The sequence below is a fragment of the Aphanizomenon flos-aquae FACHB-1287 genome (genome assembly GCF_014698755.1).
GTDB lineage: Bacteria > Cyanobacteriota > Cyanobacteriia > Cyanobacteriales > Nostocaceae > Dolichospermum > Dolichospermum flosaquae.
In genome coordinates this window covers 109,383-132,994 of the sequence record NZ_JACJTO010000004.1, presented here as the reverse complement: position 1 = coordinate 132,994, position 23,612 = coordinate 109,383, and the positions used below count along the sequence as shown (strand labels likewise).

General features: G+C 37.9%; 18 protein-coding genes. 9 read left to right on the top strand and 9 right to left on the bottom strand.

Translation table 11 applies throughout. The features are described 5' to 3' along the window. The first annotated feature begins 71 nt into the window (after positions 1-71). The 3 genes from H6G44_RS03455 (at position 72) to H6G44_RS03445 (ending at position 3,616) form a co-directional block, all read left to right on the top strand. Complete coding sequence (locus H6G44_RS03455) at positions 72-1,331, top strand: glycosyltransferase (protein WP_190384892.1); 1,260 nt, start codon at positions 72-74, stop codon at positions 1,329-1,331. Between the two features lie 121 nt (positions 1,332-1,452). Next, entirely contained in the window at positions 1,453-2,712 is a 1,260-nt protein-coding gene (locus H6G44_RS03450) for a glycosyltransferase (RefSeq protein WP_190384893.1), read from the top strand. A 442-nt stretch (positions 2,713-3,154) separates the two neighbouring features. Continuing rightward, the gene (locus tag H6G44_RS03445; protein ID WP_190384894.1) at positions 3,155-3,616 is read left to right on the top strand and encodes a DUF29 domain-containing protein; all 462 of its coding nucleotides are present in this window, start codon (positions 3,155-3,157) and stop codon (positions 3,614-3,616) included. 222 nt (positions 3,617-3,838) lie between these two features. Here H6G44_RS03445 and H6G44_RS03440 read toward each other — a convergent pair whose 3' ends face one another. From H6G44_RS03440 to pilM, 4 genes are all read right to left on the bottom strand, one after another. Then, a complete protein-coding gene (locus H6G44_RS03440; RefSeq protein ID WP_190384895.1) occupies positions 3,839-6,262 on the bottom strand; it encodes an AMIN domain-containing protein in 2,424 nt (807 codons plus the stop codon). Positions 6,263-6,408: 146 nt separating this feature from the next. Beyond that, positions 6,409-7,161: a pilus assembly protein PilO gene (locus H6G44_RS03435; RefSeq protein ID WP_190384896.1), complete on the bottom strand. Its 753-nt coding sequence runs from the start codon at positions 7,159-7,161 to the stop codon at positions 6,409-6,411. Next, a complete protein-coding gene (locus tag H6G44_RS03430; RefSeq protein ID WP_190384897.1) occupies positions 7,158-7,955 on the bottom strand; it encodes a PilN domain-containing protein in 798 nt (265 codons plus the stop codon). The genes H6G44_RS03435 and H6G44_RS03430 overlap by 4 nt, the downstream gene beginning before the upstream one ends. Positions 7,956-7,958: 3 nt before the next feature. Then, entirely contained in the window at positions 7,959-9,065 is a 1,107-nt protein-coding gene (pilM, locus tag H6G44_RS03425; RefSeq protein WP_190384898.1) for a type IV pilus assembly protein PilM, read from the bottom strand. Positions 9,066-9,248: 183 nt separating this feature from the next. Between pilM and H6G44_RS03420 the strand changes: the two genes are divergently transcribed. Beyond that, entirely contained in the window at positions 9,249-10,547 is a 1,299-nt protein-coding gene (locus tag H6G44_RS03420; RefSeq protein ID WP_190384899.1) for an ABC transporter substrate-binding protein, read from the top strand. Between the two features lie 6 nt (positions 10,548-10,553). Here the strand turns inward: H6G44_RS03420 and H6G44_RS03415 are convergent, their stop codons facing one another. From H6G44_RS03415 to H6G44_RS03405, 3 genes are all read right to left on the bottom strand, one after another. Then, complete coding sequence (locus H6G44_RS03415) at positions 10,554-11,810, bottom strand: bifunctional folylpolyglutamate synthase/dihydrofolate synthase (protein ID WP_190384983.1); 1,257 nt, start codon at positions 11,808-11,810, stop codon at positions 10,554-10,556. Positions 11,811-11,869: 59 nt separating this feature from the next. Beyond that, positions 11,870-11,995, bottom strand: coding sequence for a photosystem II protein Y (locus H6G44_RS03410; protein WP_190384900.1), 126 nt, complete (start codon positions 11,993-11,995; stop codon positions 11,870-11,872). A 144-nt stretch (positions 11,996-12,139) separates the two neighbouring features. After that, on the bottom strand, positions 12,140-12,643 hold the full coding sequence (locus H6G44_RS03405) for a gamma carbonic anhydrase family protein (RefSeq protein WP_190384901.1): 504 nt from the start codon (positions 12,641-12,643) through the stop codon (positions 12,140-12,142). A gap of 242 nt (positions 12,644-12,885) precedes the next feature. Between H6G44_RS03405 and H6G44_RS03400 the strand changes: the two genes are divergently transcribed. The 4 genes from H6G44_RS03400 (at position 12,886) to map (ending at position 18,380) form a co-directional block, all read left to right on the top strand. Next, entirely contained in the window at positions 12,886-13,401 is a 516-nt protein-coding gene (locus tag H6G44_RS03400; RefSeq protein ID WP_190384902.1) for a TIGR02652 family protein, read from the top strand. Between the two features lie 79 nt (positions 13,402-13,480). Further along, positions 13,481-13,903 carry a VOC family protein gene (locus H6G44_RS03395; protein ID WP_190384903.1) on the top strand — a complete coding sequence of 141 codons (423 nt, stop codon included), beginning with the start codon at positions 13,481-13,483 and terminating at the stop codon, positions 13,901-13,903. Between the two features lie 272 nt (positions 13,904-14,175). After that, positions 14,176-17,016, top strand: coding sequence for a M16 family metallopeptidase (locus tag H6G44_RS03390; RefSeq protein ID WP_190384904.1), 2,841 nt, complete (start codon positions 14,176-14,178; stop codon positions 17,014-17,016). 536 nt (positions 17,017-17,552) lie between these two features. After that, entirely contained in the window at positions 17,553-18,380 is an 828-nt protein-coding gene (gene map, locus H6G44_RS03385) for a type I methionyl aminopeptidase (RefSeq protein WP_190384984.1), read from the top strand. A 107-nt stretch (positions 18,381-18,487) separates the two neighbouring features. Here map and H6G44_RS03380 read toward each other — a convergent pair whose 3' ends face one another. Next, a complete protein-coding gene (locus H6G44_RS03380) occupies positions 18,488-18,991 on the bottom strand; it encodes a peptidoglycan-binding domain-containing protein (RefSeq protein ID WP_242031621.1) in 504 nt (167 codons plus the stop codon). Between the two features lie 625 nt (positions 18,992-19,616). Further along, positions 19,617-20,699, bottom strand: coding sequence for a calcium/proton exchanger (cax, locus tag H6G44_RS03375; protein ID WP_190384906.1), 1,083 nt, complete (start codon positions 20,697-20,699; stop codon positions 19,617-19,619). A gap of 242 nt (positions 20,700-20,941) precedes the next feature. On the opposite strand from cax, the gene H6G44_RS03370 reads away from it, so the two are divergent. Next, on the top strand, positions 20,942-23,593 hold the full coding sequence (locus H6G44_RS03370) for a DUF3536 domain-containing protein (protein ID WP_190384907.1): 2,652 nt from the start codon (positions 20,942-20,944) through the stop codon (positions 23,591-23,593). Positions 23,594-23,612 lie beyond the last annotated feature (19 nt).

Below are 23,612 nucleotides of genomic sequence, written 5' to 3'. Positions count from 1 at the left end.
CTCCTTTCTACATTGGGCGGTATTTTCCCGCCCCTACTGACTCCTAACTCCTTTATAAGACCATAGAAATAATGCCAGATTTTATGATATTTCTATCTAAGTCTTTACTCGGTTGGCTGGTAATTCAAAGTTGTTTAACGTTAGTATTTTTATGGTATTTGCGCTCACATAAACCCAAATTATTACCAGATGAACAGTTACCAAAAACGGCAGTAATTCTTTGTTTACGAGGTGCTGATCCTTTTTTACATAATTGTTTGCAATCGCTCTTACAACAAAATTACCCAGAATATGATCTAAAGTTAATAATTGATAGCAAAGAAGATCCAGCTTTTAAAATTGCCACTGAAACAATTAATCAACTTGGTGCAACTAACGTCCAAATTAGTACATTAAGAGCAATTCGTCATAATTGTAGTCTTAAATGCAGTTCTTTGGTACAAGCTGTTTCTGATTTAAATAATGCTTATCCAGTTATAGCTTTAATAGACGCTGATACTGTAGCTCATCCTAATTGGTTACGAGAATTAGTTACTCCCCTAATTGATGATCAAGTTGGACTAACAACAGGAAACCGTTGGTATATTCCCACAGGTAATTATTGGGGTTCATTAGTTCGCTACTCTGGAAATGTTTCTAGTGTAGTGCAAATGTTTCTTTTTCAAATTCCCTGGGGGGGAACTTTAGCTATTAAAACAGAAGTTTTAAACCGTCTCCAACTTTTGGATAAGTGGGGAGAAGTATTAACAGATGATATGCTCCTCCATAAACTTATCAAGCAAGAAAAATTACAAATCAAATTTATTCCTTCTTTATTGATGCTAAATCGGGAAGAAAGTAGTCTACTTAACTTACTAGAATCATTAAAAAGGTTAATAATAGTTTCTAAACTTTATCATCCCCGTTGGTTGGCTATAGTTAGTGAGGCATATTCTAGTATTCTCATTCCCAATATAGTCATTATCGTTATTTTCCAGCTATTATTTGAGGCTCAATGGTATGCTGCGGTTTTATTATTTCTTTCCTATATCTCCTACACCATTGGCTTAGTTTTACTAATGCTATTAATGGAATTAGGAATACATCAAGTGCTACGCAATCAAGGTGAAAAAATACCAAAACTATCGCCTATAATCTTCCTGAAAATGTTAATCGTTATTCCCATAACTCAGTGGATTTATGGATTAACAATGCTATCTTCTTTGTGGACATCAACTATTACTTGGCGGGGAATTACTTATCGAATACAAGGACGTGAAAATATTCGATTAATTGAATACCGTCCTTACCAATGGTTAGATCAACCAATTGATCCAAAAGCCTCTCTCTAAAGACTGGGTAAAATTTTAGATTTTTTATTTTCGCTTCAAAATCTAAAATATCTCAATTCAATAATTATTATAAATCAGTGCATCACTAATCTATATTTTCAGAAAAAATCACCTCAAAATCATGAAAAATAAATCTCTTCGTATCGCTTTATTTACAGGATTATATGCCCCATTTTTAACAGGCGTTTCTGTTGCTGTACACCAGCGGGTTCAATGGCTATTGAAACAAGGACATGAAGTTTTTTTGGTTCACCCAGAAATTAATGATCAATACCCTCCACAAGTTGGTAATCGTCCCATGTCGGGAATTGAAGAACTAGAAACATTTATCAATTTTTCTTCTTATTCATTTCCCTCAGAACCACTAATATTTTATAAGTCTTTACCCCAACCATTAAGCCATCGTCATTGGAGTGATACAAAATTACTCACTCACTTTCAACCTGATATTATTGTTGTTGAAGAAGCCCCACAAATGAGAGGTTTATATTCTGGTTTCTTACAAGGTTATGGCCGTTCTGTGGGAGTAGAATATGCCAGAAAAACCAACACACCTATTATTTCAATTTTCCATACAGATATTATTGCCTATATTCAATATTATTTCGGTAATAAATTCTTTAATTTAGTCCGTCCTCTACTGCCAATTTTAGTTAAACAATTCAGTGAAACTTATGATTTAAGTTTATTCTCTTCCCGCGAACAATTAGCTAAATACCAAAAATTAAAAGCTCAACGCAGCGAATATTTACCCTATCAAGGTATTGATTGTGAGAAATTTGATCCCCGTAATATTTGTTATGATCCAATTCCTCATGATCAACGCCCAACTATTTTATTTGTCGGCCGCATTACTCCAGAAAAAAATGTTAATCAACTTTTAGATATTTATCCTCTCATTGCTGCTAAAATTCCCGATGTACATTTAGTAATTGTGGGTAGTGGTCCTTTAGATACAGAAATTCGCCGTCGTGCTGAAAATTTCCCCAATGGTGTGACTATTTGGGGTGAATCTCATGGGAAAGAACTGTTAGGTTGGTTTGCAAAAGCAGACATATTTGTTAATCCTTCAGTTACGGAAAATTTCTGTACTACAACTAACGAAGCATTAGCTTCTGGAACTCCTGTAGTGGCTGTTGTTGCCCCTTCAACTGCGGAACAGGTTATTTCTGGAGTTAATGGTTTTCTCGCTGCACCTAATAACCCTGAAGACTTCGCTCAAAAAGTAATTACAATTCTTGAAAATCCTGATCTCAAACATAAATTAACTAAACAAGCTCGTCCCTCAATTCTTGAATTTGATTGGTCAGCTTGTACTAAAAAGTTTGAAAACAAACTTTATGAATTAGTTAATATCCGTCAAAAGATAGATGTGATTTAATGCTATTTTCTCTGATTTCTCAGGAATTTTTACAATGGTGTAATTCTTAAAAAATGCCAACTTGGCTACTGGAATATAGATCCCTCTGCTAAAGTATTTAAGTAGTTGACCTGTGGGCTTTTAGGTTCTTAGTTTGAGATCCTAACAAAGCCATTTTGTCATTAGTTTAAAGATTGCCTACTCCAACTGATGACAAAATTGCTATTGTTCTCAATCGTCCCTAAAACTCTTTATACCTCAGAAGTTTTTACTTCTGGGGTTTTTGTTGTTTAATTAATATTAACACTACCTATAAATATATTGGTTGGCATGGTGATACCTATTACCTCTCCCTGATGACTCGTTCAAAATTCCTGCGATCGCTGCTGCCTTGATTTTTCACTTAGTTATGTTAAAATTAGTTATGTTAAAATAATAATGTCTGTTATCCAAAGGATAAAGTATGACTACAGCAATTTCTACAAATCTACAATCAACACTATATGAAACAGATCATTATCTGTGGATAGAAACCACACTTAAACAGCTAGAAAATAGAGATATTGATAACTTAGATTGGCAGCATTTATCAGAAGAGATTGAAGCATTGGGAATAGAACAAAGACGCAAAGTAGAAAGTTATTTGAAGCAGTTATTAATCCATCTTCTGCTTTGTTGTTATTGGGAAACTGAAAAAGAAACCTGTCAACGAGGTTGGCAAATTGAAATCTCTAATTTCCGTGATGAGTTGGAATTTTCTTTTCGCTCCAAAACTCTTTACAACTATTTCCTCAGTTGTTTGGAACAGGTTTATACTAAAGCTAGAAGACAAGTAATTCAAAAAACAGGTTTACCTACTGAAATTTTTCCAAAGCAATGTCCTTTTAGTCTTGAAGATATTCTGAATAATGAATATTTCCCCTAATTATATCAAGCACTGATAGTATATTCACATACCTAATACTTTTCAAACAATTACTAAAAATTCCTAAAAGATTTAAGTATTACAGCATTTTCCGATCTTATGAGGTATAAAATTGAATTGTCAAACTCCTGTGGTGCGGGCATCTTACCTGCTAGATATGTACCTCATAACACCGAGAAATGCTGTAATTACGGGGGTTTCAGCCTATTTTCTGATCACCAACTACCGAGGCTGAACCCTTACCCCCTGACGTTCCAGAACTTGCCGGATCTGGGGACTAGGTGTGTAATTATAACCATAACTAGAACGCTCCGAGTCATCCATAATTTGAGGTGTCAGTAAAACAATTACCTCTCTGCGTTCATTTTGTCTATTCGTTTTTCTAAACAGCGCACCCAGCAGAGGAATATCACCCAAGATTGGTAATTTGGAAACAGTTGTTCGATCTTGATCTTGAATAATACCGGAAAGAATAAGTGTTTGACCATCTCGCAAGCGAATCAAGCCAGATTGAATGGAGCGTTCAGCGACTAAAGAGATCCTTCCATTTCCTGTATCTTCTGAACCCGTAGGTGAGTTGACAGTAGGTCCAACTGATAGAGAAACGAAACCATTATCATCAATCCGTTCAATTTTTACATTCAATGTTAAGCCAACTTTTTGTTTATCAAGCGTTTTTTCTGTCCTAGTTCCACCAACAGTATCAGTTATTCTCAACGTAATATTTCCTACTACTTCTTGAGTCAAGTTCACATTGGCCGTTTGACCTTCTTGGACAATTAAAGTTGGGTCAGTCAAAATCTTAGCATTACCACTTGTAACTTTAGCGGTCAAACTAGCTAACAACCGCTTAGGATATTGGAATAACTGAGGAACTGCGTATGTTATTTTTCCATCTTGTAATTCTGAAATACCTGGTTGTAAAGGATTCGCATCTGTACCAAAATTTGGGCGTACATAATACCTATTATTTGGTGAACCATTAATTAAATCACCACTAGGTAATATGGTATTATTATTACCTGGAGTGCCAAAGGGTGAATTCGGTTGATAATCAAAAAACGGTCCAAAAGTAGCTCCGCTTGGTAACGGAACTTTTGTTACCGCTGGACTGAATGCGCTATCAATGGCAGTAGATTGACTAGGAGGATTAACACCACCAAAATTAAACGCTGCTGCACCACCATCACTCACAAAGAAGCTATTACCAAGACCAAAGGAAAAACTCGTGTTAGAGTCTTGAATACCAGAAAGGTTGACATCAATAATTTTGACATTTACCACCACTTGCCGACGACGGACATCAAGCTGAACTAATTGACTTGTTGCCATTTCTACCAGCTTAGGATTACCAATCAACGTTACAGAATTGGTACGCTCGTCTCCTAATGCCTGTAAACCCCTCAGTAAAGGTGTTGAGTCCTTATAGTCAATCCGTTGAGTTTCTACTTTTGTTTCCGTAGTTGTTTGAGTTTGGGTAATTGGAGATACCGCCGCACCAACGGCTACAGCATTAACACTAGTCACTTGTCTTTCACGGCTGACAGCACTTTCCGCACCCAAACCCACTAAGAAATTTAACGCCACTCCCACCGTTACCTGATTTAACCGTAAACTCCGCATGACAGTATCACGGGTGGAATTAGGCAATTTAGCTCCTACAAAAATCGTGCGTCCCGTGCGGTTAGCTTCTAAACCACTCAACCGCAGTACATAGTTAAAAACATCTTGTACAGGTTCATTTTCTATATCTAGGGAAATTGTCTGAGATGTCTTAGTTGCACCTTCCGCACCTGGTGTTTTTTCTGCTTCACCACCGATATAAACTACATTTAAATTAGCAGCGCGAGCCAACAGTGATAAAACCTCCCTCACAGGTGCATCACGTAATACCAAGCGGGGAACTCGTTCCTGAGTCCCTAAATCAATCGCACTCGGTGATGTATCAATAGTAGATTGCGTAATATCTCCTACTGGTGGAGCAACGGCTCTAGGTAAGAAAGGAGGAGCTTGATTATAAGGTTGATTAGGTCCTGCAGGTTCAGCAATTTTACCATCAATAATGACTTGGGGATTAGGAATCAGTACATCTGGCTGTTTAATAGATTCCCCTGATTTAGATTCAAGTGTGGTAGCTGGTAATACTGGTAATTTTTCTACGGGATTGGTATTATTGGTATTAGCTGATGAAGGGGATACTTTTTCTACAGGTTGAGCATTAGTTAATACTGTTGAATTTGCGGTAGTGGTAAAGCCTAAAATAATATTATTGTTTTGTCCGACCAAGGGCTGATTATTGGGTACAGTATCAACACCTGTAACCGTCACCCGAATACTATTAGCATTTAACTGTTTAACTTCAATAACTGCAATTCCCGGTGCTGGTTTTTCTTGACGGAAATAACTACCCTTAGGTAAACGTAATTGAGCATTAATCACATCCGTAACCAAAGATTTATCTTTTTTGGTAGTAAATAGTTGAGGACGATTTCCAGCAGTGGTTTTTAAAATCACACTGAGTCCTCCCGGAATGGGATTGAGTTGAACATCAGTAACCCGTGTTAACTGTGCTAAAACTGGTTGGGCAGCTAATAGTACACAAGCGGTCGCACCGGATACGAAAACACCATTATAAAACTGTTTCACAGTTTATTCCTCAAATAAAATAAAAGTCTAAATTGTCAAGGATAGCAAGGAGTGGAGAATAGGAAACAGGGAGTATATTTGATTTTACGTCTTACCTGCGAATTCCTGAAAGAAGTCGAAGGATTGCCCTTAGCAATCAAATTTATTTATTTTTTCGGTGCTTTAGCCGCTAAATCTGCTACTTCCTCAGCATTTAGTGGCATTAAAGCCTCTAACGCGAAACTGGTTGTCAGTTTACCGATACCAATGGGAACAGGGTTATCTTTGTCCTCTGACATTTCCGGTGCAGACAATCGAGAATTATAGTTTTTAACTAACAATAAAGGCTGTAATCGCTCAATATTTCGGATAATTGATTGAGTTTGGGCAAAATTGCCCTCAATTTCTACATTGATAATGCTGCGTTTCAGTTTATTGTTAACTTCTACACCAAGACTACCATCGTCCACTGGAACAGATTTGTCAGAAACGGGGGTAAAGCTTTTCATTTTAGCTCTAATGGCATTGCCTAAGGCCTGTCTATTACTAGAATCTATTAACCGACTGGTATCTAATAATAGGGTATCCAAACTTTTTTCATTAGCAAATAAAGCTAAAACTCGTTTTTGTTGTTCCTTAGATGTCGCTAAATCTGCTAATACTTTATCAATTTGTTGCGCTTGGATCTTTTTTTGATTAACACTAATTTGTAGTTCATCTCGTTTAGCTAGTTGCTGCTGATAAGTATCCCATGCGGGCATTGCCATATTGAGAAGCATATAAGCTGCACTGGCTACACCTAAAAAGCCGACCAAACCACCAATAATAGTTGGTGTTAAGGTGACACCAAAAACAACAGGGGTAGAATCTTGAATCTGGGTGATTGGGATAGGAGAATTTAAATCATCACTAAATGTCATTTGCCAATGACTCCTACTTTTTTGATATTACGAAGTCTATCTACTAGTCCGACGGTGCCTTTTTTCTCTAATTCGGGAATTAAATCAGATGCTGGCACACTACTTAAACCTGCTTTGATAGTGTATTTAACTACTTGAGGAGGTTTAATTGTTGCATTTGCTTTCTCTGTTTTTGGCGGTATAAAACCCGTAATAGCTGTTGCGTCCACTAATTCTGCTTTGATAATTTTGGTTTCATTCAAAAATTTAGATTGTTGTAGACTCAGGGAAAAATCATTAACCAAGCTATAGGAAATTGCAAAACCAGAAATTTCCAAGAATCCAGCAGTTTGAGTAGCATTATTACCAGGGGTTGCAGCCACAGGATTTGCACCAGGAGGAGGGGGAGCAGTTTGCTTAATAGTTTCAATTTGCACCTTATCAGGAATGCGATCGCGTAAATCCTGTAACATAGCAGACCAAGGACGTATTTGATCAAAAACTGTTACTAAAGCCTTATTTTGGCTATTAATGCTAGTTATTTCCGCCCTGAACTTGTCAATATTGGCTACTTTGCCATCTAAAACCTTAATTTCTTCCTCTAGCTTGGTAATTTCCTGATTCACTTCAGCGGTTTTTCCTTCCAGAATTGAAGAACTTATAAACACCAAGCCAGGTACTATTAAACCCACTCCCAGCCCTATATAAACTGGAATGAAATCACCTAATTGAATAGGTGGTTTGTCAGGTTTCTTGGGATTTATTTTTTGATATTCTGGACGATCATTGAGAAAGTTAATATCTAAGCTGTACATTTATTATACCCCTCGCATTCCTAAACCCAGAATAATACTTAAACCAGGACGTTTAATTAAAGGATATTTTTCAGTATCTACCTCCAAAGACAAAGAAGCAATCGGGTCTATTTGGACAGTGGGTAAACTCAATCTTTGATGAAAAAACTCATCAATTTGTGGTAATCCTCCTCCAGGACCTGCTAACAGAATTTGCACGACTTCTAGATTTTCACTTTGAGTAATATAAAAATCAATAGAACGACGCAATTCACCAACTAATTCTCCCAGAACCTTCAACATAGAGGCCATACCAGGATTACTCCCAGTTATGCCAGTATTGACTGAATCTGGTATAGTTGTGGGGATAGTAATACTTTCCAACATATCCATATCCCGTGACGCTGGTAAATTCATAGACCTTGATAATGCACTTTGCAGTTGATATGTACCGATAGGCACTGTTCGAGAAAATTGTGGCACACCATTGATAATAATGGCAATCTCTGTACTATCAAACTCAATGTCAACTAACACCGCTGCTTCTTCGGCTCCAAACATCTTTAATTGCTCACGAACAGTACGAATGATTGCAAAACTGTTAATTTCTAAAACATCAACAATTAATCCGGCTTGTTCAAAAGTATTCAAATAGGTTTGTGTGACATCTTTACGAGTTGCAACTAATAGAACTTGCACCTTCTCAATCCCGTCTTCATCTATAAAAAGCCCCAGTTTTTGACAGTCAACATCAGCTTCTTCTCTGGGGTAAGGTAAATATAAAGACGCTTCATGGTTAACTACCATGTCCCGCAACTCTTTATCGTCTAATTCAGACGGCACAGAAATCACCCGCACAATAGCATTTTGTCCTGGTATGCAAGCAACAACATGAGAGGCTTTAGTTTTACTTTCAGCAATGACCTGCTGAATAATTTCGGACATTCTCGGAGAATCAGTAATTTGACCATTGGTAAATATACCTTCTGGGACTGGTACTGTTGTCAGAGATTCGATTTTTAAGCTTTGGTGTTGTTTACGTAGTTGGACTACGCTCACCCGTTCTGGAGCTAATTCAATACCAATAGCTTTATTGGCTTTACCAAAAAAACTAGTGAAGGCTTTAATCACAGTTTGACCTGCTAGATTACTAAGGGAAAATATTTAGGTTTGTTGTCAGTTGTCCGATCAAAAACTTTTCTCAATTACTCATGATCTATTACCTCTTACTACAATTGATATACCCTATAATTTACACAATTCTCCATCTTCTTTTTACCGCAATTAATTTTCAAAGTACCACCACCTTACACAATGATGCAATTGCAAAAATTTAAACAACTGTTTTGTTTATCATTACTAGGCTTGTTTACTAGCTGGATTGTTAGTTGTAGCACAAGCAATGTTAACAATTACCCAAAATCTACCGCAACAGCCCCCGCTACGATTGAATTTTGGACAATGCAACTCCAACCGCAATTTACCAACTATTTCCAAGGTCTAATTCAGACATTTGAATCACAAAACCCAAGTATCAAGGTAAAATGGGTAGATGTGCCTTGGTCTGCTATGGAAAATAAGATTTTAACAGCAGTTTCAGCAAAAACGCCACCTGATGTTGTTAACCTTAATCCCGATTTTGCTTCCCAATTGGCAGGAAAAAATGCTTGGTTAGATTTAGATACTAAGGTGACCAGTCAAATCCGTTCTACCTATTTACCAAATATTTGGCAAGCAAGTAGTCTGAATGGGAAGAGTTTTGGGATTCCTTGGTATCTCACCACGCGATTAACCATTTATAACACCGATTTATTAAAACGGGCAGGTATTGCAAAACCTCCTGCCACTTACGCAGAATTAGGGCAAGCAGCACAACAAATTAAGGAGAAAACTGGTAAGTATGCTTTCTTTGCTACCTTTGTCCCCCAGGACTCTGGTGAGGTGCTGGAATCATTGGTACAAATGGGTGTTACTCTAGTTGATGCTGAAGGTAAAGCTCGTTTCAATACTCCCCAAGGTAAGGCCGCTTTTCAGTATTGGGTGGATTTGTATACAAAAGGTTTGTTACCTAAAGAATCTTTAACTCAAGGGCATCGTCACGCTATAGATTTATACCAGGCTGGGGAAACAGCTTTTTTAGCTTCTGGTCCTGAATTTCTGAAAACTATTGCTAATAATGCCCCTACTGTTGCCCAAGCTTCGGCAATAGCACCACAAATTACGGGTGATACGGGTAAGAAAAATGTTGCTGTGATGAATATAGTTATTCCTCGTGATAGCAAATATCCTGATCAGGCTGTTAGGTTTGCTTTATTTGTTACAAATGATCAAAATCAGTTAGCTTTTGCTAAAGCTGCTAATGTTCTCCCTTCTACAGTTAAGGCATTGTCTGATCATTATTTTAAGGACATTCCTGGCAATGCTACAACAACGGAAAAGGGTCGGGTAATTAGTGCGACACAATTACAACAAGCTGAGGTGTTGACTCCCAAACTCAAAGATTCTAAACTTTTACAAAAATTAATTTACGAAAATTTACAAGCAGCTATGTTAGGACAGAAAACAGTTGATAAAGCTGTGGAAGATGCCGCCCAATTGTGGGATAATAGGTAATGACAACTAACTACTAACCACTGACAAAAAATAACCAATTAAATACAAAGAACCACATAATACAACTTGATTATCTGTAGTTGTAAAAGCAGCATCTAAAGCTGAAAATACATCTGGATAGGTGTTACAAAAATGTAAATCTGGACAAATTGATGTTGCTAACTGAGCTAATTCTGCCAAATCTGCCGAATTACTGTCGGGTACTGGAGCTAAATATAATTTATCTCCTGGTTTGAGAAGTTCCCGAAAAATATCACCATGATCTTTATTAGCCAGCATTCCCATGACCCAATTGATACTTGTAGTCTTAAAACTATCTACATAATCACGTAAAACTGTAGCTGAAGCTGGGTTATGTGCACCGTCAATCAGGAGTTTTTGTTGTTTCCAAGTTATCCATTGCATTCTGCCTGGCCACTTGGTTTTAGCCATACCATTAATAATAGCTTCCTCAGAAATTTGCCAATTCTGTTTTTGCAGAATTTCTAAAGCTGCTAATGCTAAAGCTGAATTATGTAGTTGAATTTGTCCCTGTAATGATAATGGATATCTGATAAATTGATCACTTTCAATTTTTTGATATTCTGCCCAATTTTGATCAATTTGACGAGATGGTTGGGGGGTAAAAATCGGGCATTGTAATTCTAAAATCCGCAATTGCACGACTTTTTCCGCATCTGCTGGTAATGAACCTACCACTGCTGGACATCCCGGTTTGAGAATTCCGGCTTTTTCTCTGGCAATATTGGCTACAGTCGGTCCTAGTTCTTGCCAGTGTTCTCTACTAATAGAAGTGATAATTGTAACTAAAGGATGATTACAGAGATTAGTTGCATCTAAACGACCTCCTAACCCGACCTCAATCACAGCAATATCAACTTGTTGTTGTGCAAAATATAACCAAGCTGCTGCGGTAATTACTTCAAATTGGGTAGGAGATTCCTCATCTGGACTAATTGCTGCTTGAACTTGGAGTATTAATTCACACAATTTATTATTATCAATTGCTTGTTCATTAATACAGATACGTTCTGTCCAATCAACCAAATGGGGGGATGTGTAACGTCCAGTTTTATAACCCGCCTCAGTAAGTACCGCAGATAGATAAGCACAAACAGAACCTTTGCCGTTAGTACCAGCTACATGAATAATTGATACTTGGTTCTGGGGATTTCCTAAAGTTGCCAATAAATTGACAATTCGGGATAATCCCAAATTCACACCAAAATACTGAAAGGGACGGAGCAGGGAATCTATATTCATGGGAACTGGTAATTGGTAATTGGTAATTTTCCCCTCTCCCCTGTCACCTTTCATGTAAATTACGCTTCTTTGCTCAAAAAGTTTTGTATTTGTCTAATAGCAGCAGCGCCGATATTGAAAACAGCCCAACCGGCAGCGATTGCTATAGGTGCTAAAACAAATAATACACGATTATCAATGTCCATATTTAGAAATCCTCTGTAAATTAAAAGAGCTTAAGTTTTGCCAACAGATCTCAACTCTTATTGTGATCTAAAGTGGGCAATTTTTTCAAGCCTCTATATCAAAAGTTAGTTGTCAGTGGTTAGTGGTTAGTGGTTCGTGGTCAGTTACCCATTAGTAGCATGAAATAGGGCTAATTGATAGTATTTTTCGGCGTGTTCAATCAGTTCGGTGATTTCAGTGCTAGTAAGTTGACGAATGACCTTACCGGGGAGACCGACAACTAGAGAACCTGGGGGTACATTTTTAGTAACTACTGCACCTGCACCAATAATGCTACCTGTGCCAACCCTAACACCATTTAAGACAATTGCACCAATACCAATTAAACTACCACGTTCAACATAAGCAGAATGTATAACAGCCCGATGTCCAACAGTAACATGATCTTCTAAGATAGTTGGCATACCAGGGTCGCTATGGAGAATAGCCCCGTCTTGAATATTTGTACATTCACCAATTTCAATCCGTTCTATATCACCTCTAACTACAGAGCCATACCAAATACTGGCTCTAGCTGCTATGCTTACAGAACCAATAATCACAGCATTGGCTGCCACAAAAGCAGCTTGAGAAATTTCAGGAGATTTCCAGCCAGAAGAGATAGACACGATAGAATATAAATATAGTACCTGTGGACTACTGGAGAAACTCCAACCTTGAAGGCTGGTTATAAAACCAAAATATCATGGCTTTGGCCTTTTCTGGTCAGACGGTCGTGAAACTTGTTCTCAGGAACTATCTTTACCTTTAAATATACCAGTGAGGAACTTATCTAAAGTAGCAAAACCAGAGTGTAAAGTTAACCCTATTGGTGCTGACACAAAAACAATACTATGTTTATACTCACTTCATGATCAATCCAGGCTTTCAGTACCCGATATTTGGCCCTGAAATACAGTGTCCCCACTGTCGCCAAAATATTTCAGCGTTGACACTGACGGATACTTATTTGTGTCCTCGTCATGGTGCATTTGAAGCTGAACCTCAAACTGGGGAGTTGGTTCATTTACAGTCCGGTCGTCACTGGCGCAGATGGGATGGTGAGTGGTATCGTCAACATACTCATCCTGATGGGATTCGCTTTGAAATTCATGAAGCTTTAGATAAGCTTTATACTCAAGGTTATCGGGCTACGAGGATAATTGTGGCTAACCGTTATCAAGAGTTAATGAGTGGCTATTTGGAGCGAAGTACACCTTGGCGCTCTGGACAAGGGGAAGTTACTACGGGGGCGCGATTATATGGCTTACCTGTGGAGTTTAGCTCTGATGCTGCTACAGAACCTTGCTGGGAAGTAATTAACTTTGATTTGGATAAAGAACCTGGTGTACCGGTGCGTTATCCATATTTCCGGTTGTTTGAGTGATATTTAGTTGTCAGTGGTCAGTGGTCAGTGACAGAAGGAACTAACAACTGGCAACTGACGACCAATAACTGAGAAAATTATGCATCATGCTTCTATTAGAACAGCAAATATCCATTTAGCGATCGCTTTTTATGAACAGCTAGGGTTTACGGTGGGTGAGCGCTTTACTACTGGTTATACTCTAGCTTGCTGGTTGGAAGGTTTAGATACCCGAATTGAACTTATCCAAATTCCCCAACCCAAACCAGCCCCAGATGCTTTTGATGATGAACATTATGTCGGTTATTATCATCTAGCTTTTGATCTAAGTCAGATTACACCAGATTTACCCACTTGGTTAGAAAGTTTAAAAATACGGTTAGCTGCGATAGAAAATTTACCACCTCTGAAGATTCTTTTAGAGCCTACACAGCAGCAAATCGGTGATAATATCTTAGAAGTCGCGTTTATCGCTGATTTTGATGGTTTACCTCTAGAATTTTTACGGTTTTTGAATAAATAGGCTGAAAATTATTATTAATGCTTTTTGAGTGATACAATACTCTTCCCTTTGACAATGCCTTTTCCAATGTGGAAAAACATTGATTTGTAGGTTGGGTTAAAGCATATTCACGAAATGTGACAAGTCATAACCCAACACTCATGTTAGGTCGCTATGTCGCTGAATCTAACCTACAGGTATTTTTAGTTTCTATGAGGTGCAGAAACATTTGCCAATTTTTCTAGTCCATCAATGTATGTAACTTAAATTACATATATCTAATCGCCAAAGATATGTCTTTTTTCTCGACCGCACAACGACATCGCTTTTCTTTAGTTATCTTGAGTATCTGGGTAATAGGGGCTTTTGTGTTCAATCACGATGCTGCTTTAAGTGGAGAAGGGGTGTATTTTTCCACCCGTTATCACAATTCCTATCCAGAAAAATCTCATAAAACACCAGTCACTAAAGAAATATTAAATCTCGCCATTACAGCAAATGTTCGGAAAACAGTTCTCAATAATGGGTTAACTGTGATCACTAAGGAGGTTCATAATGCTCCTGTGGTGACAGTCCAGCTATGGTACAAATTTGGCTCAGGTCAAGAAGCACCTGGAGTTAATGGTATTGCTCATCAATTAGAACATATTATGTTTAAAGGTACTAACAATCGTCCTATTCAATTCGGGCGATTATTTAATGCTTTAGGTAGTGATTCTAATGCTTTTACCAGTTATGACCAAACTGCATATTATAATACTGCGGAACGGGATAAACTCACCGCCCTATTGACATTAGAAGCCGATAGGATGAAAAATTTGCTGATAGATTCTCAACAATTAGCTAGTGAACAGCGAGTGGTTATTTCTGAATTACAGGGTTATGAAAATAGTCCAGAATATAGGCTAAATCGTGCTGTAATGATGTCTACTTTTCCTCATCATGCTTATAGATTACCAGTTGGTGGCACGAAGGCTGATGTGGAAAAATTCACGGTTGACCAAGTGCGAGAATATTACCAAAAGTTCTATAGTCCTGATAATGCTGTTTTGGTCATTGTCGGAGATTTTGACACCGCAGCAACTTTGAAAAGTGTCCAAGCTATTTTTGGTAAAATCCCTAAAGGCCAATATTCACCCCATAATCTCACAATTGCATCTCCTCATACTACTCCTACACCTGCGATTAAATTGCAAGAACCGGGGGGAAACCCATTACTAAAACTGATTTATCCACTTCCTCCAATCAATCAACCGGATATTCCTGCTCTGGAAGTTATGGATTATATTTTAACTGCGGGTAAAAATTCTTACTTATATCAGAATTTGGTAGCATCGGGTTTAGCTAGTGATATTTCTGGCAATGTAGCTAGTTTACGGGCAGGTGGTTGGTATGAAATATTGGTTACTGGTATGGAAAATCAGGATTTAACTAAGGTTGATGTAGCAATCATCAAGTCTTTGGAGAAACTTGCTAAAATCGGTGTGACAGAGGCACAAGTGGAACGAGCAAAAACTCAAATCACGGCTTCAGTGATTTTAAATGCTCGTGATATTACTAGTCAAGCTATGCAATTGGGTAATGATCAAATTACGACGAATAATTACCAGTATACAGAAAATCACTTAGTGAATATTCGGAAGGTTAAAGCTAGTGATGTAATTAAAGTCATCAATAAATACTTGCAACCAGAATCCAGGAAAGTCGGATTTTTTGAACCTACTAAATCAGTAGAAACAAGTCGAAGTTTATCTTATTCAACACCAATACAAGAGGATTTTGCTGTTGATGTGGCCGTAGTTCCGACAGAAGTTAAGAAATATTTACCACCTTTAGATATATTACCCAAAACGGAGAAAAGACAAATACCTCAGCAATTACAATTGGCTAATGGATTACGTATATTACTACTACCAGATACAACCACACCAACAGTAACTTTAAGCGGATATATTAAAGCTGGGACCGAATTTGAGCCAGATCATCAAGGAGGATTAGCGTCCTTAGTAGCAACAAATCTGATGAATGGCACGAAAACCAAAGATATGGGAACTATTGCTGGAGAATTAGAGGCAAAAGGCGCGAATTTGAACTTTGAAGCTTCTCTTGAGGGTGTACGGATTAAAGGTAGTAGTTTAGCGGTAGATTTACCCGTTTTGTTGGGAACGTTGACAGATGTGATGATAAATAGTACATTTCCAGAAAAGGAGTTTAAGCTTTCACTGCAACAAGCTTTAACTTCTTTAAATTCCGATTTGGATGATCCTGATAAGGTAGCAAATCGTATCTTTGTTCAGTCTATTTATCCGAGAAAACACCCATTACATACTTTTCCAACAGCGGAAAGCATTGGACAGATTCAACGTCAAGACGTAATGAGATTTAAAGCACAACATTATCGTCCTGATACCACAGTTTTAGCAATTGTAGGCGATTTTGATGTTAACAAAGTGCGATCGCTCATTCAAACACAATTAGGAGATTGGCAAGTTAAAGGTAAACCACCAATGGTAAAATATCCCAAAGTGGAGATGCCAAAAAATGTAATTAGTGTTAATCCTGTTGTATCTGGTAAACCCCAAGCGATTACTTATATGGGTTATACTGGAATTAGTCGTCAAGATAAACGATTCTATGCGGCAATGGTATTGAATCAAATTCTCGGAGGTGATACATTATCGAGTAGACTGGGGGCGGAAGTGCGAGACCATCAAGGCTTAACCTACGGAATTTATAGTAATTTCATTACAGGTAAGAATGCTGGTATATTTCTGATTGAAATGCAAACTAGTCCAGAAGACACAAGGAAAGCGATTTCCAGTACCCGTAACCTTTTAAAACAAGTTCATCAACAAGGTGTGACAGCAAGGGAGGTGGAGACAGCAAAACGCAATTTAATCAGCAATTATAATATTTCCTTAGCCAATCCTGAACAGTTAAGCCAGAAAATGGTCATGAATGAGGTTTATGGTTTGAATCAGATAGAATTGCAATCATTTATTAGTAAAATAGAACAAGTTAACTTAAGTCAAGTTAATCAGGCTGCTCGTGAATTGCTTCACGCTGATAAAATTGTTGTTGTGACAGCGGGTCCACCAATTCTTATCCATAGAAACATCAAAGAAGCATTATGACAGATAAGTGTAAGGTCTAAATATCTATTCAACCATGATTAATCACTTAATTAAAGTCTAATACAATGTGGTGGGTTAGTTTATTAACTCTACAAGATTAAGCGATAGCACTAAATATATAGTTATAGTTTAGAGGGTGCTTCCGATAACATACCCCACACTATTTAGACGTTTTACCCCCCCATTTGTGAATTTTTTGAGTTACGGACAAATTTTTCTCCAAAAAAACTACTCTAAATCGCTGTAATCCTTACTCCTCTTACCTTTTAAGCTTCTCCAAAATTTTCTCCACACCCCTAGTATTTCCCCCGTCTGTGCGGCCCATAAGAATACCAACCACAAAAATGGGGACAAATTAATTGTAATAGATAATCATTTATGTCCGTTTGTTGACATAGACCAGAATTAACCGGATAAATATCTGTGTTTTCCTAAAGACGCAAAAATAAGTTAACGTAAATATAGATATTTTTGGCAATAAATCTCAACAACTTCACACTTAATCAGTAAAGCACCAATCATTCCTAAATTTGATGATGAATATTTTCACCAGCCTACTTTCGCAGCCAGTCGAGCCAAAACCCGAAAAACAACAACGGAGAGGGATTGAAATTAAATCACCCCGCGAAATCGAAATTATGCGGCAATCAGCTAAGATTGTCGCAACTGTCCTCAAAGAAATTTCTGAGCTAGTGCAACCAGGAATGACCACGGCTGATTTAGATGCTTATGCTGAAAAACGTATCCGGGAAATGGATGCAACTCCTAGTTTTAAAGGATACCATGGTTTTCCCGCCTCTATTTGCTCTAGTATTAATAATGAGGTTGTCCATGGGATTCCCAGCCCTAAAAAGATAATTCGGAGTGGGGACGTTTTAAAAGTTGATACAGGAGCTTACTACCAAGGTTTTCACGGTGATTCATGTATTACTATTGCTGTCGGGAATGTCACTGATGAAGCTGGGAGACTAATTAAAATAGCTGAGGAATCTTTATACAAAGGGATTGAACAGGTAAAGGCTGGTGTACATTTGACAGAGATTGCGGGTGCAATTGAAGATCATGTAAAAGCCAATGGTTTTACGGTGGTGGAGCAATTTACTGGTCATGGTGTGGGTAGAAATTTACATGAAGAACCAGCGGTTTTTAACTATCGGACTCGTGAGATACCAAATGTAAAATTACGTTCAGGGATGACTTTAGCGATTGAACCGATTTTAAATGCTGGTTCTAAAAATACTAGAATTTTAGCTGATAGATGGACTGCGGTAACAGTCGATAATGCTTTATCTGCTCAGTTTGAGCATACTGTATTAGTTACAGATAGTGGTTATGAAATTTTAACTGATAGAAATAATCTTTAACTATGATTTTTATGATTTTTATAGTTGGGATAATTACTAAAAACTAACAACTGACAACTAACAACTGACAACTAACAACTGACAACTAACAACTAACAACTGACAAATTAGATTGTTAGTTCCCACCAAGTTTTTTGACCAACGACCCCATCTATTGGGAGACGGCGACGATTTTGAAAAGCTTTCACAGCACTTTCCGTCATTGGTCCAAAAAGTCCATCAGGGGGTACTCCATAACCATTACAAATTAACAGTTTTTGTAAAATTTTGACAGATATACCTGAACTACCAAAGGCAATTACAGGCATGGTTTTGTTATCAGTTTCTCCATATTTTATTGATACCTGAATACCTCTTTTCCCTACCAAGGGGATATTACCAGCATCAGCTAATTCAAAAGAATTGACGGACTTATGTTTTTGTGCTATTTCCTCAAGAATTTTATACCGTCGAAATGAAAGCTTTGAATAATGAGTAGGAGAGGGGCTAAGTGTTTGAGTAAATTCTGGTGGTGTGATTTGAGGATCAATATTTAACTTATTTGATTGATAATTGTTTAGACGGACACCATTTTCTAAGGTAAAGACCCTTTGTAGGAGAAAATAGGTCATGTTTGGTGGTTTTAGATTCAATATTAGTCCGATGTCAGTCATTTTTAAAGATCATGATCAAGATACATTGAGAATTGCTAGTAACTGTTTGTCAGTTGCCATAAGTTGTTTGTTCGTTTAATATTGGGAGGTAGTTGGGGGTAGAGTTCTTTTATTTCATAACGAAGAGACTCTATAACCCAATAACATACTTGATAATTTTGGGTGATATTGCCAGTTAATCCAACATTTATTTAACGGAAGAGTATTACATTGAATTGGAATTGTCAGGAAAGATCCTTTTAATCAATCTAGTGATTTATATCAGAAGGATGATTTGATTTGAGACTATAATAATTATTAACTTTAGTCATCTATCTTGAGAGAGTTAACATATTAAATCAAATATAGAACTCCTCTTTGTTTGGGAATAAAACTCAGTACACGCTCATATTCTTTCTATTCCCTCCCGACGTAAATAAATAGAGGAATCAAGCAAAATGACCGTATTTAAGGCTAGTTAGAGGATAAAAAAATCCCAATTGATGAGATTGGGAGGATCAAATCTTTAATAAATTTGTTGTGGTACTTGCCAGAAATTAAGGAAAGAGATTACCACGGTGGTACAATGTAATTAACCCATACCTTATGTAACTGGATGGAAGTAGAAGGCAAAACCCAAGACAGTATAAGCTGCTAGGAGTAATGTTCCTTCTAACCAATTAGATTTACCATCAGAACTAATGCTATTAGCAATTAAAACTGATACAGCAACAGCTACTAATTCAAAGGGGTTAAAATCTAAATCCATTGGTTGACCAATTACCCAACCGGCAATTACTAAAACTGGGGCCACAAATAGGGCAATTTGCATACTTGAACCCACAGCGACAGACATGGAAAGATCCATTTTATTCTTCATAGCTACAGTGACTGCGGTAGCGTGTTCAGCAGCATTACCAATAATGGGAACTAAAATTACGCCAGTAAATAGTGAACTTAAGCCTAGTTTAGATGTAGCGACTTCTAAAGAGCCAACTAATAATTCTGACTCAAAGGCAACTAACAGAGTACAAACTAAAAGGACACCACTCCATAACCAGATATTTGGTTTTGTATGGGTAACTTCCTCTTGTGCCTCTATTTCTGCTACACCAACTTCATACAAATAAGCATGAGTTTTCATAGAAAATAGTAGTGTTAAGCCGTAAACTAGAATTAAGACCACAGCCACAGCTAGGGAAAGATTCTGCACCGTTGTTTCGCTAATACCGATGGAGGTATAGTTCATTGCTGTTGGTAACAAAATAGCAATTACTGCCAAATTCATGGAGGAAGCATTTACCCGTGCTACAACTGATTCAAATGTTTGTTCTTTGTAACGGATTCCCCCTAATAGCATGGATAAACCCATAACTAGGAGTAAGTTACTAATAATTGATCCAGTAATACTGGCTTTGACGACATCTATTAAACCTGCGTTCAGGGCAACTAAGGCAATAATCAATTCTGTAGCATTGCCAAAAGTTGCGTTTAAAAACCCGCCTATTCCTGGTCCGACGACTACGGCGATTTCTTCCGTAGCAGTTCCCATCCAAGCTGCTAGGGGGAGAATAGCTAAGGCTGCGGTGATGAAAACTATCAGGTCTCCCCATTCTAAAAAGTGGGCTGCTAAGGATATGGGTATAAATAGCAGCAGCACGCTGAAAATAATGTTCTTGATTGACATTTTTACCTTTAGTTTAAGGGATTTCTACACAATGGCTAAAATATCATGTGCATTTGAATACTTATCATATCTGTCGGAGATGAAATTGGTAATGGGTAAGTCAGTTATTTTTTAATTGTTTTCAACAAACAACCAACAACTGACCACTGACAATTGACCACTGACAACTGACGACCAATTGTAGAAAGGTAGATATAGTAGGAATATTCTACAAAATTGCAAATTTATTTGGGTAAAAATATATGACTTCGGCTGCGGAAATACCAAGTAGTTTTGGCTCAATATTACCATTAGATCAAGAGGCTAAATCTAGTCCTGAACATGATCCCCTGAAAATTGCTCAGGGTATTTATGTGACGGTTCATGGTCATTTTTATCAACCCCCTAGAGAAAATCCTTATCTTGATGCCATTGAACGTCAACCTAGTGCTAGTCCTTTTCATGACTGGAATGAACGTATTCATTGGGAGTGTTATCGTCCTAATGCCTTTGCTAGGGTCTTAAATGACCGGGGCGAAGTTGTGAAGATTGTCAATAATTATGAATACATGAGCTTTAATATTGGTCCAACGCTGATGTCGTGGTTAGAACGTCATGATATGGAGGTTTATCAGCGGATTTTGGAGGCTGATGCTCAAAGTTGCGATCGCTTGCATGGTCATGGGAATGCGATCGCTCAAGTATATAATCATATTATCCTCCCCCTAGCCAATGAACGGGATAAATATACACAAATTCGCTGGGGTAAGGAAGATTTCCGTTCTCGCTTTGGCCGTGATCCCGAAGGAATGTGGCTGGCAGAAACAGCCGTAGATTATGCCACCTTAGAGGCATTGGTAGCAGAAAACATTAAATTTATCATTTTAGCTCCTTCTCAAGCCCAGCGTTGCCGTCCTATCCCCACAGAGGATGATTCTGATAGTCAATGGCATGAAGTGGGGGGTAATCAAATTGATCCAACTCGTCCTTATCGTTGTTATTTGAATAGCGACAAGTCTATAAAAAAATCAACGCCCTATATTGATATCTTTTTCTACGATGGTCCAATTTCGCGGGATATGGGCTTTAGTGATGTGGTCTACAATTCCCATCATTTTGCGGGACGGATTGGGGCGGCGATTCGTGGGGATCATCGTCAGTCCCAATTAATTTCCGTAGCTACTGATGGGGAAACCTTTGGACATCACAAAAAGGGAACAGAAAAGACTTTAGCCTATGCTTTTATTGGTGAGTTTCCCCGTCATGGTTGGACTGTAACCAATTTTGCCCATTATTTGAGTTTAAATCCTCCTTCTTGGGAAGTAAAATTAAAGTCTGTAACAGCTTGGAGTTGCGCTCATGGTGTGGATAGATGGCAAGATGATTGTGGTTGTGGTGGTGAAGGGGGTGTGTGGCATCAAAAATGGCGGCGGCCATTACGCAATGCTCTAAATTGGCTGCGGGATCAGTTAATTGATGTCTATGAGGAATATGGCGGCGTTTTATTTCGTGATCCTTGGCAAGCAAGGGACGAATATATTCGTATTATCAGTGATCGCACTCCCGCAAATATTAATCGCTTTCTATCCCACCATCAAACTCGCAAACTCCAAGCTGCTGAACAGGTAGAAGCTTTACGTTTATTGGAAATGCAGCGTCACTCTTTATTGATGTTCACCAGTTGCGGTTGGTTTTTTGAGGAAATTTCTCGTCCAGAGGGAACACAGATTTTACGCTATGCCTCCCGGGCTCTAGAATTAGCCGGAGATGTGGCAGGTATACAATTAGAAAGGGGTTTTATTGAACGTTTGGGTTTAGCTCCTAGTAATGTGGAAGAGTTTAAAAATGGGGCGGAAATATATCGTCAGTTGGTGCTAACTGCCCAAATTGACTTTAAACAAGTTGCTGCTCATTATGCTATTACTTCCCTATTTAATCATCACCAAAATACTGTTCCTGGAAAAGAGACAGATAAGCTCTCCCATAATCATCATCAGCGTGTTTACTGCTATACCACTCATGAGCTAGATTATCATAAGCAAAGTCTGGGACTATTGACTATGGCTGTGGGGCATTTGCAGCTAGTGTCAGATATTACTTGGGAAAGTGAAAGTTTAGTATTTGCTGTACTGCATTTGGGTGGTTGGGATTTTCATTGCTGTATTCAAAAGTTTGCAGGACGACGTAACTATAGTCAAGTTAAAGAAAAGCTATTTACAGCCCTACAACAAGCTAGTATCGCTCATCTGATTTTGGTGATGACTCAATTGTTCGGAGATGATACTTTTAGTTTACAGACTTTATTTGCGGAAGAACGTCACCGGATTATGCGGTTGTTGAGTCAGGAAACACTGGCACGTTTAGACCAGTTATATACTCAGGCTTATCGTGATAATTACGGTGTAATTATGGCTTTTCATCGGGATGAGTTGGAAGTACCACGAGAATTACAGGTAGCAGCGGAAATTGCTTTGGGCTATCGTTGTCTGACAACTTTGAAATCTCTAGAACAAGATATTACTGATTTGCAATTAAGCTGGAATTTGATTGTAGAATTGGAAGCGATCGCTACTGAGGCTAAACATCTGCGTTGTCAATTAAATATCCCCAATGGCAACCGTATCATCGAACAATTAATAGTCCGTTTATTGTGGCAATTGTTGTATGATGCCAATAGTAAGATAGATGCAGATATTCAACGGTTAGAACGATTAATTGATGTTGGTCATCAATTACACTTAGGCATGAGTTTAAAACATTGTCAAGAACTTTACTGGAGTTGTTTACACAGTCAAATATTGCCCCGGATTACCAGTATTGACAATGAAGCAGAAACTATCCAATGTCGTCAATTACTGAAATTAGGACGAAAATTAGCTGTTGATGTTAGCCCTTATTTAGATAAATTGGCGTAAATGTGCGGGGTGGGTATCG